The organism is Halococcus thailandensis JCM 13552, assembly GCF_000336715.1.
GTDB classification, from domain to species: domain Archaea; phylum Halobacteriota; class Halobacteria; order Halobacteriales; family Halococcaceae; genus Halococcus; species Halococcus thailandensis.
Genome location: NZ_AOMF01000133.1, coordinates 26,267 through 43,126, shown reverse-complemented (window position 1 = coordinate 43,126; position 16,860 = coordinate 26,267). Strand labels below are relative to the sequence as shown.

General features: G+C 62.1%; 13 protein-coding genes and 1 pseudogene. 6 read left to right on the top strand and 8 right to left on the bottom strand.

Going from position 1 to position 16,860, the window contains the following annotated elements:
* Positions 1–59 precede the first annotated feature (59 nt).
* Together C451_RS24165 and C451_RS05945 are read right to left on the bottom strand one after the other, a co-directional pair.
* A pseudogene (locus C451_RS24165) lies at positions 60–1,212 on the bottom strand (MFS transporter).
* Between the two features lie 230 nt (positions 1,213–1,442).
* Positions 1,443–2,489: a pyridoxal-phosphate-dependent aminotransferase family protein gene (locus C451_RS05945; RefSeq protein ID WP_049913002.1), complete on the bottom strand. Its 1,047-nt coding sequence runs from the start codon at positions 2,487–2,489 to the stop codon at positions 1,443–1,445.
* A gap of 365 nt (positions 2,490–2,854) precedes the next feature.
* Between C451_RS05945 and C451_RS05940 the strand changes: the two genes are divergently transcribed.
* Entirely contained in the window at positions 2,855–4,252 is a 1,398-nt protein-coding gene (locus C451_RS05940) for a DUF402 domain-containing protein (protein ID WP_007738780.1), read from the top strand.
* A gap of 159 nt (positions 4,253–4,411) precedes the next feature.
* Here C451_RS05940 and C451_RS05935 read toward each other — a convergent pair whose 3' ends face one another.
* From C451_RS05935 to C451_RS05925, 3 genes are read right to left on the bottom strand one after another with little or no spacing between them, the layout of a single operon-like run.
* A complete protein-coding gene (locus C451_RS05935; RefSeq protein ID WP_049913001.1) occupies positions 4,412–4,675 on the bottom strand; it encodes a lipoyl domain-containing protein in 264 nt (87 codons plus the stop codon).
* Between the two features lie 12 nt (positions 4,676–4,687).
* Complete coding sequence (locus C451_RS05930) at positions 4,688–5,716, bottom strand: alpha-ketoacid dehydrogenase subunit beta (RefSeq protein WP_007738778.1); 1,029 nt, start codon at positions 5,714–5,716, stop codon at positions 4,688–4,690.
* Positions 5,716–6,735, bottom strand: a complete 1,020-nt coding sequence (locus C451_RS05925; RefSeq protein ID WP_049913000.1) for a thiamine pyrophosphate-dependent dehydrogenase E1 component subunit alpha — start codon at positions 6,733–6,735, stop codon at positions 5,716–5,718. The genes C451_RS05930 and C451_RS05925 overlap by 1 nt, the downstream gene beginning before the upstream one ends.
* 306 nt (positions 6,736–7,041) lie before the next feature.
* Here C451_RS05925 and C451_RS05920 point away from each other — a divergent pair, with 306 nt between their 5' ends.
* Entirely contained in the window at positions 7,042–7,677 is a 636-nt protein-coding gene (locus tag C451_RS05920) for a cyclase family protein (RefSeq protein ID WP_007738775.1), read from the top strand.
* A 98-nt stretch (positions 7,678–7,775) separates the two neighbouring features.
* On the opposite strand, the gene C451_RS05915 is transcribed toward C451_RS05920, so the two are convergent.
* Both C451_RS05915 and katG read right to left on the bottom strand, forming a co-directional pair.
* A complete protein-coding gene (locus C451_RS05915) occupies positions 7,776–9,029 on the bottom strand; it encodes an RNA-guided endonuclease InsQ/TnpB family protein (RefSeq protein ID WP_007738774.1) in 1,254 nt (417 codons plus the stop codon).
* Between the two features lie 449 nt (positions 9,030–9,478).
* A complete protein-coding gene (gene katG / locus C451_RS05910; RefSeq protein WP_007738773.1) occupies positions 9,479–11,641 on the bottom strand; it encodes a catalase/peroxidase HPI in 2,163 nt (720 codons plus the stop codon).
* Between the two features lie 241 nt (positions 11,642–11,882).
* Between katG and C451_RS05905 the strand changes: the two genes are divergently transcribed.
* The 4 genes from C451_RS05905 to C451_RS05890 all read left to right on the top strand — a co-directional run bounded on the left by C451_RS05905 (position 11,883) and on the right by C451_RS05890 (position 15,925).
* Entirely contained in the window at positions 11,883–13,292 is a 1,410-nt protein-coding gene (locus tag C451_RS05905) for an FAD-binding oxidoreductase (RefSeq protein ID WP_007738772.1), read from the top strand.
* A 104-nt stretch (positions 13,293–13,396) separates the two neighbouring features.
* Entirely contained in the window at positions 13,397–14,467 is a 1,071-nt protein-coding gene (locus tag C451_RS05900) for an NADP-dependent oxidoreductase (RefSeq protein WP_007738771.1), read from the top strand.
* Between the two features lie 87 nt (positions 14,468–14,554).
* The gene (yciH, locus tag C451_RS05895; protein ID WP_007738769.1) at positions 14,555–14,866 is read left to right on the top strand and encodes a stress response translation initiation inhibitor YciH; all 312 of its coding nucleotides are present in this window, start codon (positions 14,555–14,557) and stop codon (positions 14,864–14,866) included.
* A gap of 129 nt (positions 14,867–14,995) precedes the next feature.
* On the top strand, positions 14,996–15,925 hold the full coding sequence (locus C451_RS05890; protein ID WP_007738768.1) for a carbohydrate kinase family protein: 930 nt from the start codon (positions 14,996–14,998) through the stop codon (positions 15,923–15,925).
* On the opposite strand, the gene C451_RS05885 is transcribed toward C451_RS05890, so the two are convergent.
* Positions 15,922–16,716: a BtpA/SgcQ family protein gene (locus C451_RS05885; protein ID WP_007738766.1), complete on the bottom strand. Its 795-nt coding sequence runs from the start codon at positions 16,714–16,716 to the stop codon at positions 15,922–15,924. The genes C451_RS05890 and C451_RS05885 overlap by 4 nt on opposite strands.
* Positions 16,717–16,860 lie beyond the last annotated feature (144 nt).

The following is a 16,860-nucleotide window of genomic DNA, read 5'->3' as shown; positions in this document are numbered from 1 at the left end:
GGGTAGTCCACTACACGATGATGGCTCTCGATATCGAGCGGCGTGTTCGGATCGTCGTTTCAGAAACCGAGGTCGAACAGTCGGTTGCCGGCGAGTGACAGACAGATCACCGAGAGGAACACCACGAAGGTGCCGAACGCGATCCCCCAGCCTGCAGTGTCCGCGATCGTGCCCACGACGACGCTGCCGGTCGCGCTCAGCATCATATACGTCGTCCGCACGAGACCGAACCCAGCACCGCGTTCTTCGTTCGAGAGATTGTCCACAAAGCGCGGGAGGAGTGCTGCGCCCCAGCCCATCGAAACGCCGACGAGAACGATACCGACGAGAAGCACCGCCAATCGCGATCCGACGAGAAGCAGCGTGAATCCGCTGATTCCGAGCACTGCACAGAGCCCTGCCGTCTCCTCGCGCCCATACCGATCCGATAGCGAGCCCACGCCGGGCTGTGTGAGCCCCTGGATGACGAAATACGCCGAGAACAGCGTGCTGGCGAACGTCACCGAGTAGCCGTGATACGCGATCAGAAACGTCGGGAGGAAGGATGCGGTCGCCTGCCAGACGAATTCGAACAGAAACGCCAGCACGGCAGTGAACGCGATCTTCCGCCGGGAGAGCAGTTCCACGACCGGTTTGAGTGCGAACCGATCACCCATCGGCTGCTCGGGCCGCGCGGGTTCCGTCGGACGTACCTTCCACCGAAAGAGGACGAACACGGGCAACGCAGCCACGGCTCCGAGCGCGATCGCCGCCCGCCAGCCGAANCTGGCTGACGGCGGCCGCCGCGATCGGCGCGAGCAATCCGGCCAAGGGTGCCCCGGAGTTGTGCAGACCGATCGCGGTGCCGATGTTGTCCAGTTCGCGAGTCAGTAGTGTCGTCGCAACGCTGTAATGCAGTCCGGCGACACCACCCAAAATCAACGTCAGGACGAGAAAGACCGGCATCGACGGCGAGAGCGCTAGCAGAGCGCTCGCAACCGTGGTCAGCCCAACTGCCACGAGGATGATGATTCGCTCGCCGTATCGGTCGGCGAGCACGCCGCTCGGGAACTGTGCGAAAGCGTACGCCATCCAGAGACCAGTCAAAGCGAGTCCGAGAACGCCGGTCGACGAACCGAACGTCTCGACGATTTCGGGGACGACCGGACTGATGACCAATCGTGCGACCATCGTCGCGAAAAACGCCAGCGTACAGAGAGCGACGAGCGTCACCCGATAGTCCCAGACTCGCTTCACTGTTTGCGGTAGCCCCGCAGGCTGGTAAAACGTACTGACTTCCCCGAGGCATTCCGTAACGGATTCTCCCAGTGATATTATAGAGATATTTCATCAAGCGACAGATAGCTGCAAACACCCACCCTCTCTGCTCATCGGACAACGCAGGCGGCAAGAACAGAACCCACGCTGCTGTTCGCGTTTGATCCGATTGGACGGCAGGACTATCAGACGGTCTCGGCCAGTGCGTCCATCGTCCGTTCGACCAGTTCAGTATCGGCCTGATAGCCCATGTGCCCGACCCGAATGACGTCATCGGCGAGCGGTCCGAGTCCGGTTGCCAGCGTGATGTCGTACTGCTCGTCGAGCGTTGCCTGGAGGTCGGCTGCCCGGCCGGGGACGTGGAACGCCGACACGGTCGGTGAGGATCGTTCCGAACCGGCGAACAGTTCGAGCCCGATATCCGAGCCACGCTCGCGACAGCGACTCGCCGCCGTACGGTGGCGTTCGTACACCGTGTCGAGACCCTCCTCCAGGATTTGATCGAGGGCAACGTCGAGCGCGACGACGTTCGTCGAGAGATGGGTGTAGGGGAACTCCTCACTGGGGTCCCGCCACGGAAGGAAGTTGGTGTACAGGCTGTCCGGATCGATCGCTTCCATGCGCTCCCACGCACGCTCGCTGATGCTCGCGGTCGCCAATCCCGGTGGCGCGCTGAAGCATTTCTGTGAGGCACCGAGACAAATATCGACGTTCTCGGTCGGCACGGGTACCCCGCCCAGTGACGAGACGGCGTCGAGGATCGTCACGGCACCGTGGTCGTGGAGGCGCTCCAGGGCGGGTTCGATGTCGTTGAGCGCGCCCGTTGGCGTTTCACAGTGGACGAGCGTTGCAACATCGTAGTCGCCCGCTGCGAGTGCGTCGTCCAACTCCGACAGTGGGAGTTCCGTGTCGTAGTCGGTACCGACGACCGTCGGGGTGCCACCGTAGCTCTCGACGAAATCGGCGAACCCATCGCCGTAGAGCCCGTTCGAGAGGCAGAGCACGTCCGTGTCCTCGTCGACGAGACACGCAACGGCCGATTCCAGTCCGAGGATGCCTTCGCCACCGGTGACGATCACCTGATCGTCCGTCCCGTAGACATCGGCCAGTTTCTCGCAGACCCGATCGTAGAGTTCGTCGAACTCCGACTCGACATCGGGGTTGATCAGCTCTCGGCTCATCGCGTCACGGACGGGGTCTGGGACCGCAGTGGGTCCCGGTGTCATCAACATATTCCCTCTCGGGGCGACATCCGTTTAGTCGCAATGGTTTGCCAAGACGATACACACTCTGGAAACCGATCGTGGAGCACGCGGTGGCTCGCTCGTGGTCGACGATACATCCTACCACGCAAGTTCCGGATATCCCCCGCCCCCAACTGCTGATCGCCGTCACAGAGCGTGAACTGATCTGCAAACCCTCAACTTCACTCCGAGTTCGATGTTCTATCGATGACGTTCGCACATACCCATAGAACGGTCGTCGAGGACGATCGATGCTTCTTTCTGGACGCACTCGAACACGGAGTTCTCAGGGGTTCCGAGAGCAAGTGCCGTGAGCCATCTCGTCGCCAGAGCACTGTCGGACACGTCGGACCATGAAAGTCCGGATTCGTGGCATCTACGCGACTGCGCTGACGCGACTCTTCGATGACGCCGACCACGCAGTGGTACAGGCATCCCAACCCATCCGCGAGCGCTTCGAGGGAGAGTTCGCCGTCGAGGAGTCCGAGATCGCGATCGAGACGACCGACGATCGGCAAGGCATCGGCATCCACGGCGAGTCAGGAGCTGTCGACACTGCCGTTAGTCAGCTCGCCGATCTCGAAACGGATACGTTCAGTTGGACCGGGGAGCTGCCGCGTGAAGCGGTGTTCACCGGGCGGGTCACGGAAACGCTTGGAAGCGGTGCTGTCGTCGACTGTGGCACTGGCACCGGTTTTCTTCCCTTCTCGAACACGGAGCAGCGAGTCGACGACGGCGACCGGCTCAGGGTGCAGGTTCGCGATCCAGTTCCACCGTGGAGCGACGACCGCCCGGTGCTCGATACGAATTTCGAGGTGGGAGGTGGTCTGGTTCGGCTCGTACGCGATGGCTCCGTGGAGACGTCGACGGGACCGGGCACGGCAACTGACGTGACTGAGCTGCTTCCGAACGATCCACCCGACGGGTGGCGGGCACGCTGGACGGACGCGAGCGAGCAGGCGGCGTTCGCCACGCTGTCGGACGCGCTCGCAGCCGCAAACGACCGGGCCACGGCGATCGATGCGGCGCTTTCGGCTGCAGCCGAAACGGAGGCCGAGTCCGGCGTGCTCTGGGATGATCCCGCGACGACCTGGCTCTGGTTCGGCCGCGCGTCACGCTTTCGGCTCGACGAGATACGCCGTACCGTCTGTCCGACGATGGCAGGCCACCATCGCATCAAAGCCGGCAGTACGGGCGCGAGCGCTGCCGTCGATTTCGTGGAAGCCGTCTGTGAGCCGGACGGCGCGTTGCAGTCCGAATTCCCGTTCGCGACCGTCGTCCGACAGTTCGGGCCAGCCGAGAACGATGGCGTGAGGATCGTCCACGGCAAGCCGGACGGCAGCCGGATCACGCTGGGTGAAGGCAGCGTAACCGATCGCGACGAATCAAGCATCACGGTTCGACGGGAGATGACGGCCGGCGGAACCTACGATGCGTTGGGCATCGAACGCCACGCCGGCGACACCGCCATCACGAAGCTGACTGAGAGCAAGTGGTGGTATCCGACGGTCTATCGGGATGTGGATGGGAAGCGCCGGGGCACGTACGTGAACATCTGTACGCCGGTCGAGATCTTTCCCGATGCTGCCCGGTATATCGATCTCCACGTCGACGTCGTGAAACACGCCGACGGCCGGATCGAGCGGGTGGACGATGCCGAGCTCGACGCTGCCGTCGCGGAGGGGCACGTCTCCGAGGCGCTCGCCGAGAAAGCACGCGAGGTCGCGGATATGCTCGAAAAGGCGCTCTAAGCCACCGTTCTCAGGACATCAATAGGCGTGCTCGTGTATCGTCGGCCCCGTTGATATCGCGGACCCCGCTGTCGTTTATGGCAACATCACTCATAGCGAGCGCTGCTGACCTTTACCCTGATTTCGGCATCTGTTGTGTGCCGTGTTGGCGTCAAATACTCACTGATCCGTAGAGATTCGGGCCAGTGTGTCCCCTCGTTCGAATTCGCCCTGTTCGTCGACCAATAGCTCACATATTTCACCGGTTGCTGGTGCCGGGACATCGAGACTCACCTTTTCGATCTGGATCTCGGCGATAGGGTCGCCCTCGGTTACCGTCGTCCCTTCACGGACAAACCAGTTCGAGACGATCGCTTCCTCGACGTCGTCGGAATCAGCAGGCCAGATCGTTTCGGACTCCACTGCAACTGTCTCATCACTCATTTTTATGTAGGATTATTCCGTGGTTGACTGAACGGCCTCGATGATATCCTCGCGTCCCGGATTGACTTCTTGCTCAAGCGGTCGAGCGTACGGAATAGGTGCGTCCGGCATCGTCACGCGGCGCACGGCCGAGAGATTGGCGAGCGCCCCTTCCGTCGCCCGGGCAACGATTTCGCCAGAGAGGCCGAACGAGTGGTAGTCTTCGTCGACAACAACAAGTCGGCCGGTTTTTCTGACCGATTCGAGCACCGTCTCGGTATCGAGTGGAACCAACGTCCTGAGATCGATTACCTCGACATCGACCTCCTCTGCGAGAGCGTCAGCGGCTTCGAGCGCCCGGTGGACGTGGAGACCGAGCGTCACTACAGTCACGTCATCACCCTCGCGTTTCACGTCCGCCTCGCCGAAATCGATGGTGTAGTCGTCTTCAGGTACTGAAGTCTTTGGCCCGTCCGGCGCGGGCATCCAGCCGATTCCCATCAGGCGTTTGTGAAACATGTACACTACGGGATCGTCGTCACGAATCGCCGTGTGCATCAGCCCCTTGGCGTCGGCAGCGGTGCTTGGAACCACCACTTTCATGCCCGGCAGATGAGCGAACGTTCCGTAGAGTGTCTGTGAGTGCTGGGCGGCATCGTTGTACGTACCACCGACAGCGGTCATGAGCACCATCGGGACGTTCACCGTGCTGCCGCTCATGTAGGTGTTTTTCGCCATCTGGTTGTAGATCTGATCCATTCCAACGCCGAAGAAATCGGCGAACATCAGCTCCGCAATGGGACGCATTCCGGCCTGTGCGGCCCCGACGGCGGCACCAATGAACCCCGTCTCGCTGATCGGGACGTCCATGATTTTCTCCCGTCCAAACTCTTCAAGCAGGCCGTCAGTGCTGTCGAAGATCCCACCGTAGTCAGCAACATCCTCGCCCATCACGAACACATCGTCGCTGTCACGCATTTCCGACGCGATGGCGCTCACCATCGCTCGGCTCATCGTCGTCTCACGCTCGCCGGTCGTTTCAGATTCGTCTGCTTCTGCCATCAGTCGTCACCTCCTGCGGATTCGGTCTGTCCCGGCTTCGTGTTGGGCGTCCATCCTGCCGGCGGGTTCGTGAACACGTCGTTGTAAGCCTCGTCAGGATCGGGTTCCGGTTGGTCTTTAGCCCATTCGATGGCGTCTTCAACTCGTTGATGGCTTCGATCGCGGATGTCGTCGATCGTATCGTCATCGATCCCTGCTTTCTGTAAGGTGGACTCCATCCGTTCGATAGAATCACGCTGTTTTGCACGCTCGCTATCAGCCTCAGGACGGTACCCTTCTGCGTCGCCCATGAAATGCCCCATTCGTCGATGAACCTGTACTTCGAGGAGCGTTGGTCCGTTGCCATCACGTGCGCGCCCAATGGCTTCGCCTGCGGCCTCATAGACCGCGCATGCGTCGTCATAGTCGACACGCTTGCCAGGCATGTCGAATCCATCGGCACGCTGGGATCCGTTTCCAACGTCGGTGACCCGCTCTTTGGGCATACTGATGGCCCAGTCGTTGTCCTCGATGACGAACAGTACCGGCAAGTTCTGGACGCTTGCGAGGTTGAGTGATTCAAGAAATCCACCCTGGCTGATCGCGCCTTCGCCGAGATACGCAACAGCAACGTTGTCTTCACCGCGTTTTTCGGCCGCGAGTGCTGCTCCGACTGCCGGCGGGCATCCTTCGGCAATGATGCCACTGCCCGCAAAGTTCACCGTGGAATCGAAAAGATGCATGTGGCCACCTTTCCCCTTGCACAACCCGGTACGGCGGCCGAAGATTTCGGCGGTCATCCGCTTGAGATCCACACCTTTGGCGATAGCCACGTGGTGGGGGCGATGCGGGGCGGTTACGGTGTCGGCATCACGGAGATGGGAACAGACGCCGGCAGCGGCAGCTTCCTGCCCAGCGGCGAGATGGAGTTCACCCGGGATCGGGCCAGCCGAGATATCGAATGCGGGCTGTTTCCCTTCCAGATACTCCTCTTGGAGACGTTCCTCGTAGTATCGGGCCGTGACCATCCAACCGTACATTTCTTGTAATTCGGTATCGCTTATCATGGCATCCTCCGTGCGGACAACGCATTACGCTCACATAAACGTGATCGATCCTCCTGGTTTTCTGATGATAATAGCCACAATTTCCAACTGAGAGCGAGTGATATCCCCCATTGCCTAGCCACATCTGTGGCCCACGACCCACGGCACACAGTTCCCGAGGCATCCGTCGTCGATCCAGTGCGGCAACGAATGGTGAGCGCGGAAATACCGTAGCATCTACGAATGGGCTTGGAGCGATCGAGCGTGCCACTATTTGCCCGTCCGGACACGACCACCGACATGCAGATCGATCTGAGTCACCGAATCGAGACCGGGATGACCGTCTATCCGGGCGATCCGTCGGTTTCGGTTGAGCCACATGCGACACATGCCCGAGATGGCTGTCGAGTCAGGGCCGCTCAGCTGGGGAGCCATACGGGAACTCACATCGACGCGCCGGCCCACGTCATGGCGGAGGGGCGAACGCTAGACACCTATTCGGTTGATCGGTTCACGTTCGATGCGATTCGCGTGGATTGCACGGACCTGAGCGGTCGCGAACCGATCACGGCAGCAGACGTACCTGACGAAGCCGCCGATATCACGATCTTTTGGACGGGGTGGGATTCGTACTGGGGAACGGATCGATATCTCGAACATCCATATCTGACGGCCGACGCGGCTGCGGCCTGCGCCGAGCGGGGCTACGCAGTCGGTGTCGACACCCTGAGTCCGGACCCGACCTCAACCGACAACACTGCCGAGGGTGAGTCGAGTGGTCTGCAGGCTCATCACGCCCTATTGGGTGCCGACAACCTCATTATCGAAAACCTCTGCAATCTCGAACGGACGTCGGAACGGTTCGAACTGCGTGCGTATCCGATGGCGTTCGGAGGTGATGGCGCTCCGGTCCGTGCAGTGGGTGTCGTCGAGTAGTGGTGTATTTACGGAGGTAAATGACCCCTCCCTACTTCGCTCGGCCCATACGGACCTCGCTTCGTTGAGGGAGGGGCTTTGATGTGGACTCCCGGCACTCACTCGGCGGCAACGTGCTGCCGAGAGGTGCCGTTCAGCGTCCCACCATTTATACGCACATCTACTGGTGCGTCTCCGTTCGGCGACTTGGGCGACGAACGGAGTCTGTGTCGTCGTTTGCGAGCGTACCGTAGCCCGATGTTCTTCGCTGCATTGTAGTCGGCGTTCACCGTGTAGCCACAGTTCTGGCAACAGAACTCGGTGCCGTTGCGGTTGTCCTCGTGGGTAAACCCACAACCGAGGCGCGAACACCGCTGGCTGGTGTGATTCGGTGGGACCCGCTTCGCTTCGACACCGTGCTCCGGTGCCTTGTACGAGACGTACTCGTAGAGGCGTCGAAACGCCCAGATGTGGTGCCACTCCGCGAACGGTAGCCGGTCGCGGATGTCATCGAGTTTCTCGAACACGATCACGTCGCACCCGGTTTCTGTGGCTTCGGTCACGATCTCGTTGGCGACCATGTGGACGTACTGCTTGCGCCATGCCCGCTCTCGCTTACCGAGGCGTCGGAGCGCGTTGTAGCCATGCTGGGTTTCGCGCTGTTGCATCTTTGCGCGGCGTTTCTCGAACTCCCGCACCCAGTGGTCATAGTCATCACCCTGCCAGAACGTTCCTGTGGAGGCGACGGCGAGACTGTTGACACCGAGGTCGATACCGAGGACTGTTTGGTGCTCGGTATCCGTCGAAGCCTCGGAGTCTGCTTCGTCAACCCCGTCGTACTTCCGCGTCGAAAGGTGGAGGTAGAACCCGTCGGTCACATCGTCGTATTGGAGGGTCGCCATGCGAAACTCGTAGTCGTCGTTCACGATGTACCGTTCGTAGGGTGTCGGACTGTCTGCCGGAAAGACGAACTCACACTCAGCGCGCCCGTTCACCGTCGAGAGCGACACTTCGCTTCGAGAGAACGTCGCGGAGCGTTTGTCGTACACGACGCTCCACGAGTCGAACTGTGGTTGATTCGTGCGGCGGCCCTTCTTCCAACGGTCCACGCCGGATTTGACGGCTTCGACGGCGCGGCGAATCGCCTTCTGGACGAGGTTCGCCGTCAGATCGGTGTCGGCCTTGAGGTCATCGTAGAGCGCGCGTTCGGCCTTCGCCTTCGACGTAACGCACTCGTCGTAGTGGCGGTCGCTCCAACAGAACTCACTCGCACGATTTGCACATCGAAGGAACTGCTCCTTGGTGGTGTGGAGGTCGTCGCGCCGCTCGTCGAGAACATCGAGCTTGACGATCCCAGTTCGACGGACCTCCATTGACACACATTACACGACAACGGTACTTATATCCACGGGTGGGGAGTTCGGTGGGTTTCATTGTACTGTCTCCCGGTTTGTCGGTATCCGATGACCGAACGCTTGGTGTACGTGCTCAGCTATACGAACGCGCTCCTCCCTGCCCTACCGTTCGCTTCGCTCGCGGTTGAGGACGGGGCCTCCGCGCTACCGCACAGGTGATCGCGATGGCGATGACTCCGTCGCTGAGCGCGAGCAAACGGTCGGTCTCGGTGAGTTCGTGACTGTACGATGACGACATGCACTAGATCGACAACTCGGTGAACAAGTGACCATCGTCATTCCATCGGAACGATCGAAAGTTCGCGACTGTGTCGGCCGGATCGCGGTGGATGTTCGGCACCGATTCGGTCGTCTCGGAAAGTCTTCCTAAAATACTAACCGATGAGGAAAATCCCGAACGGGAGTACCTATTCGAGATCGAAGCGGTCGAGTTGCATCACGTGGCTCCAGGCGTCCACGAAGTCCTCGACGAACTGCTCCTCGTCGTCGTCGGCGAAGTAGGCGTCCGCGGTGGCGCGGAGGCGAGAGTTCGAACCGAAGATCAGGTCGAAACGGGTGGCCTCCCACTCGACGTCGCCGGTGTCGCGATCGCGGACCTCGAAGAGCTCGTTGTCTTCGTCGACCGGCTCCCACTCGTAGTCCATGTCGAGCAGGTTCACGAAGAAGTCGTTGCTGAGCGTACCCGGCTGGTCCGTAAGGACGCCGCGACCGGTGTCCTGGTAGGTCACGCCGAGTGCACGCATCCCGCCGAGGAGCACCGTCATCTCCGGAACGGACAGGTTCAGCAGCTCTGCCTTGTCGACCATCCGCTCCTCGGGGGAGTCGTAGAGGTCGTCGTACTCGCCGCCGAGGTAGTTCCGGAACGCGTCGACCTTCGGTTCGAGCACTTCGAAGGATTCGACGTCGGTCTGAGCCTGGGTCGCGTCCGTGCGACCGGGCTCGAACGGCACCGTGACGTCGTAGCCGGCGTCCGACGCGGCTTCTTCGATCGCGGCGTTCCCGCCGAGCACGATGAGGTCGGCCAGCGAGACGCGCACGTCGTCGGAGCGGGAGTCGTTGAACTCCGTCTGGACGGATTCGAGGGTGTCGAGCACCGTCTCCAGTTCCTCGGGTTCGTTGACTTCCCAGCTCCGCTGGGGTTCGAGACGGAGGTGTGCGCCGTTCGCACCGCCGCGCTTGTCGCTGTCGCGGTACGTCGACGCCGACGCCCATGCGGTTTTGACCAGCTGGGAGCGCGAGAGATCCGTGGCGAGGAGTGTCTCTTTGAGTTCGTCGATCTCCTCGTCGCCGACGAGTTCGTAGTCGGCATCCGGAACGGGATCCTGCCAGACGAACGTCTCGTCGGGAACCTCCGGGCCGAGGAACCGCGTGGGCGGGCCCATGTCGCGGTGGAGCAGTTTGTACCACGCTCGCGCGAACGCATCCTTGAACTCCTCAGGGTTCTCCTGGAAGTTTTCGAGGATCTCTCGGTAGTCGTCGTCGTGTTTCAGAGCGACGTCCGTCGTCAGCATCATCGGCTGTTCCGTCTCCGAGGCGTCCCGCGCGCCGGGTGCGTCGTCGATATCGTCGCCGACTGGCGCCCACTGCCAGGCACCGCCTGGGCCCTTGACGGAGGTCCAATCGTAGTCCAGCAGGTTGTCGAGATAGTTCATATCCCAGATGGTCGGCGTCGCGTTCCAGGGGCCTTCGATGCCGCTCGAGATCGCGTCGAGACCGCCGATCTTGTCCCCGTACTCCTGATCCCAGCCGAGGCCCTGCTTTTCGACCGGTGCTCCCTCGGGTTCGGGACCGACGTGCTCCTCGGGATCGTCCGCGCCGTGGACCTTCCCGAAGGTGTGACCGCCGGCGATGAGCGCGACAGTTTCCTCGTCGTCCATCGCCATCCGGCTGAACTCGTCGCGGATGTTCTTCGCGGATCCGTCGACGTCCGGTTCGCCGTACGGGCCCTCGGGGTTCACGTAGATGAGGCCCATCACGGTGTTCCCGAGCGGGTCTTTGAGATTGCCGACTTCGCCGTCCTCGAAGCGCTCGGGCGAGGTCGTCTCCCAATCCGTCTCGGGACCCCACTCGACGGCCTCGTTGGAGATGAATGCATCCTCACGGCCACCGGCGAAGCCGAACGTCTCGAAGCCCATCGATTCGAGGGCGACGTTCCCCGCGAGCAAGATGAGGTCGCCCCACGAGAGCTTCTTGCCGTGTTTCTTTTTGACCGGCTGAAGCAGGCGACGGGCCTTGTCGAGATTCACGTTGTCCGGCCAGCTGCTCTCCGGCGGGAGGCGCTGGCGGCCACCGGCCCCACCGGCACGGCCGTCGGCGGTTCGGTACGTCCCGGCGCTGTGCCACGCCATCCGGATGAAAAACGGTCCGTAGTGACCGTAGTCGGCGGGCCACCAGTCCTGCGAGTCCGTCATTACGTCCTCGATGTCGGACTTCACTTCCTCGAAGTCGAGCTTCTCGAACTCCTCTGCGTAGTCGAAGTCCTCTCCGTACGGATTCGTCTCCGCGGAGTTATCGTCGAGGATGTCCAGCCGGAGTCGATCCGGCCACCACTCGTCGTTTGACCATGGCATATCTATCCGAAGGGTCGTATCGGCGTTAAGCCTGTTGACTTCGTCCTGTGACTGTGCATTATTTTTCCTGTCATAGACAGGAGTTGGAACGACAGCTTGCGTGACGAAAACGGGAGAAGAAACGGTCTGCCACCGCGCAGTCCGATGGACCACACGAGGTGGTTTGCGAATCGGTCGTCGAGTGAACAGTTTCTATTTGCTGAAAGGGAGACGATATACCACCCGAAGATAAACCCTCGTCATGGACGATCGGACAGCGGCCGCCCGGGCGGCCGACGCTGCAGGCGACGATCTCGATGAACTGGCGAGCGCGTTGCGTGGAGAGCTCTTACGACCCGGTGCAGACGAGTACGACGACGCCCGTCGCGTGTGGAACGGGCTAGTGAATCGGTATCCGGCCGCCATCGCCTACTGTGAGTCGGTGAGTGACGTGCGAAGTGCCGTCCGAGCCGCCGATGAGGCAGCTCTGCCGGCGAGTGTCCGCAGCGGCGGTCACCACGTTGCCGGCTCCTGTATCGCGGCGGCCGGTCTCGTGATCGACTGCTCGCGGATGGAGTGGGTGCGAGTGAATCCTCGGAACCGAACGGCGACCGTCGGACCGGGAACGACGTGGGGCGAGCTCGATCGCGAGACGACGGCGTTCGGACTCGCAACTCCGGGCGGCGTCGTCTCGGACACGGGCGTTGCCGGGCTCACGCTGGGCGGCGGGACGGGCTATCTCTCACGGAAACACGGTCTTGCAGCGGACAACCTGCTCGGCGCGGACATCGTGACCGCCGACGGCGACCTCGTTCATGCGAGCGCCACCGAAAACACCGAGCTGTTCTGGGCGCTTCGCGGCGGTGATGGCGGGTTCGGAGTCGTCACGGCCTTCGAGTTCGACCTCCATCCCGTTCCCGACGAACTGGCCGTGTGTAGCGTCTGGTATCCTGCCGAGCGTGCCGAGGAACGCCTTGCGGAGTTCGCCGCGTACCAGACCGATGCGCCGGACGAGGTCTTGCTGTCGCCGTATTTCGGACAGATACCGAATGATCCGGAGTGTCCCGACCGTGGTGGCGAGGTCGGTCTCTGTGTCTCCGGCACGTACGTCGGCGATCCCGACGTCGGTGAGCAAGAATTCGAACGGTTTCGGCGGGATGAGAATGCCCTTATCGACGAGAGCACGCGCATGAGCTACACGGAGCTGCAGTCCGACTCCGATTCGGGCTTTCCGCACGGCCGCCGCTACTACTGGAAATCCGTCTACGTTGACGAGTTGACCGAAGCGATCCGAACGAGTCTGCGCCGTCGCGCTGCGAGCGCGCCCAACGAGGAGTTCAGTGTCATCGTGTGGCCGATGGGCGGGGCGGTCAATCGTGTCGGAGCGGGAGAAACTGCGTTCCGTCGTCGCGACGCCGCGTTCGTCTGTAGCATCGAGGCGAACTGGGACGACCCGATGACCAACCACGAGAACATCGAGTGGGTACGGGGAACGGCCGAGGCACTCCGGGACGCCGGCGCTGGCGGGCCGATCCCCAACTTCGAAGGCGAGACCGACGCCGCGACGACAAGCGACCTCTACGGCGAGCACTACGAACGGCTCCACGAGATCAAGGAGACGGTCGATCCCGAGGGCCGTTTCGTTGGCGGACGGTTCGACGAGAGTGAATAGGATTGGATGTGTGACCTGAGCTGATCGACGGGCGACGACGTCGACGTCGATCGTTTCCGTCGATATACTTATGTATGTGAGATATCAACAGCCGGGGGATCAACATGACTGAAGAGACGAACCGCGTTTTCGAGATCGTGGAGTATCCAGAAGGGGAGACACCGGATCGGGACTGTTTCGAACTGCAAGAAGAGCCGGTCCCTGAACTGACCGACGACGACCAGGTGCTGGTGCGGACGCTCTACTTGCGGATGGATCCCGGCTCCCGTAGCAAGATGGTGCCCCCTGAGGACTCGCCGTACGACGACAGCTGGGCGGGGGACGAACCCGTCAGTTCCGGCGGCATCGGCGAGGTCGTCGAAACGACCCATCCCGACTACTCGGTCGGCGATATCGTTTTGGGTCGGCACAGATGGGCGGACTACGACGTCTTGACCGATGACGACGATCTGGAAGCGGTGAACATCGATGCCGCCCCGATTCGCGCGACATTGCACGTGTTGGGCCATACCGGCCGGGTGGCATACGTGGGGCTGACCGAAATCGCCGATCTCCAGGAGGGCGAAACGGTCGTCGTCTCTTCCGCTGCCGGATCGGTCGGCTCGATCGCCTCCCAGATCGCACGGATATACGACTGTCGCGTGATCGGGATCGCGGGTACGGACGACAAGATCGATTACCTCGTGAACGAACTCGGTATCGACGAGGCTATCAACTACAAGACGACGGACGATGTCCAGGAGGACCTGGCGGAGATCTGTCCCGATAGTGTCGACGTCTATTTCGATAACGTCGGCGGCGAGATCAGCGACGCAGTGATGAACGAGATGAACACTTACGGCCGGATCGTCCAGTGTGGTCGGATCGCGCTGATCAACGCGGAGGGTGGTGAGCGACCGACCGGGCCCCGACACGAAGGGCTCTACATCAAAAAACGACTGCGAAGGGAGGGGTTCGTCGTCGACGATCACGAGGAACTGTATCCGGAGGCGGAATCGAAGCTCGAGGAGTGGTACACGAACGATCAGCTGCAGCATCGAGAGACCATCGTCGAAGGGTTGGAGAACACGCCCGATGCGTTCATCGGGCTGTTCGAGGGCGACGACATCGGGAAAACGCTCGTCGAGGTGTCCAAACCACCGGGCGAACGGGACGACGAAATCCCATCGGAGTAGCCGACAACTTCATCGTACGAACGGGGTTTGGAGTGAGAAACACCCACCGCCAGTGGTGTTTTACGTGGGAAACCCGTACTCAGTAGTGTGTCAGGAAACGATTTTAGTTCGATCACGGGCCTGCCCGAAGAACTCGACATCGAGGACGATCTCGAACGCTCACAACAGCAGGTTTCGATTCGCGTCGACGAACGGCGCTACGGCAAGGCCATGACCATCGTCGACGGTCTCGATCTTGCGGACGACGACGTTTCGGAGCTCGCGTCGGAACTGAAGAGCCAGCTCGCCACCGGTGGGACGGTCGATGAGGGGCGCATCGAACTGCAGGGCGATCACAGCGATCGCCTGCCCGAACTGCTCGAAGAGCGCGGGTTCACCGTCGAAGCCAACACTCGTTAAATCGACTTGTTGTACTGTGTCCGCAAAGTCAGATAGCCGTTGCTGCGTTCGCCGATCGTTCCGTCCGGCGATCCACCTCTCGAAGCACGGAGCCACACGTTCAAGCGGGCGCGGTTGCGAGTGAGCGTGATGGCCTCGCTGGACGTCGTCACGGTCGGCAGTGCGCTCATCGATCACGTCTATTCGCTATCGAATCTGCCGGAGCCCGACGGCGGGGCGTTCGTCCACGACCACACGACGACCGTCGGTGGCGTTGCGGCGAACGTCGGGACCGGACTCGACGCCCTCGATCACGACGTCGGCATCGTCGCCCGTCTCGGCGAGGACGCCACCGAGGAAGTCGAGACGACGTTGCGAACGCGCGGTCTCGACGTCACACGAGTTCGTTCCGGGACGGAAGAGTCATCCTACACGCTGATCCTGCGAGGGCCCGACGGAGAGCGGATGGTCGTTGCTGGCGGACAAAGCGTGCCACGGCTCCGTCTCGACGACACCGATCGGGAGTATCTCGCCGACGCGGACGTCGTCTTCACCAGTGCGTACGCCCCCGACGCGGTCGTCGCCGAACTCGTGGCGGCTCGCGAACGAGGGGAGATCGCACGGCTCGTCTTCGATCTCGCCGGCCCGCTCTCGGAGCTCGAAGGACGCGGCACGACGCCGGACACTATCGATCGAGTGCTCTCGGTCGCCGATCTGTTCGTGGTCGGCGAGGTGGCTGCGCGCTCGTATTTCGGTGGAGCGGTCGCGGATGCCGTCAGCGCTCTCGAACACCGTTCCGTCCCGCGGGCAGCCGTCACGCGTGGCGACGAGGGGGCGGTGCTCCTCGCCGGCGAGCGGACGATCGACGTGCCGGCGCAATCGGTACCGATCGAGGACACGACGGGTGCGGGCGATGCGTTCACCGCGGGACTCATTCATGCCTGGCTGCTCGGTGGAGCGCCACCGGCGGACGCGGGACGGTTCGCAGCGGGCGTCGCCGCGCTCAACTGTACCGCCGAAGGCGCCTGTGGCCGTCTGCCCGACGAGGCCAGCGTCCGTGCGTTTCTCGCCGAGGACTAGGGGACTGACGCGACGAGGCGTTCGACCGCCCCTTCGTCGACGGGGGCGGTCGTCTCACCGTCGCGTTTCAGCGCCGTCCCGACGATCGCGCCGTCGGCGACCGAAAGGAGGTCGGGTGCCGTTTCGGCCGTGACACCGCTTCCGAGAAAGACCGGAACGTCGAACCCGTGGTCGTCACGGCACGCCACCACGCGATCGAGCACGGTCGTATCGACGGCCGCGCCGGTGCCGGTCCCACTCACGACGACGCCGTCGGCACCGCCGCGTTCGACGAGATCACCGAAGGTCTCTTCGAGCGTCCGGTCGGCCAGCGGTGCGGAGTGTTTCACGTCGATATCGGCGAGAACGGCCACGTCCGCATCGAGTCGGTCACGAAGCCGCAGCGTCTCGTGGGCCAGCCCCTCGACGATCCCCTGATCGGTGAGTCGAGCACCGGTATGAACGTTCACGCGGACGAACGCACCGCCCGTCGCGGCGGCGATACCGAGCGCGCTCTGGACGTCGTTTCGGAGGATGTTCACGCCGAAGGGTATCGACACCTGGTCGCTGAGCGTCTCGGTGAGGGCGGCGATATCGGCGACGACGTGTCGGGGCACGCGGTCGGGATAGAACGGCGTGTCGCCGAAGTTCTCGAGCATGATCCCGTCGACGCCGCCCGCTTCGAGTGCATGCGCGTCCTGAGAAAGCCGGTCGCGGATCGCGGTTCGATCCCCGCTGAAGCCGGGTGCACCAGGCAGGGGTGGCAGATGAACCATGCCGATGATCGGCGTTTCGGTGCTGAACACGTCCATGTTCCCCCATGACCGCCTGGTTTCTTAACGCTGCAGGTATCGCCATTCCGGGCAGGTTTCCGATGGGTGAATCGAGATGGTGAAACGCCCGAAGGCTGCGTTCGGCACGCCCATCGACGACCGAGTGTGACACCCTGATTGATG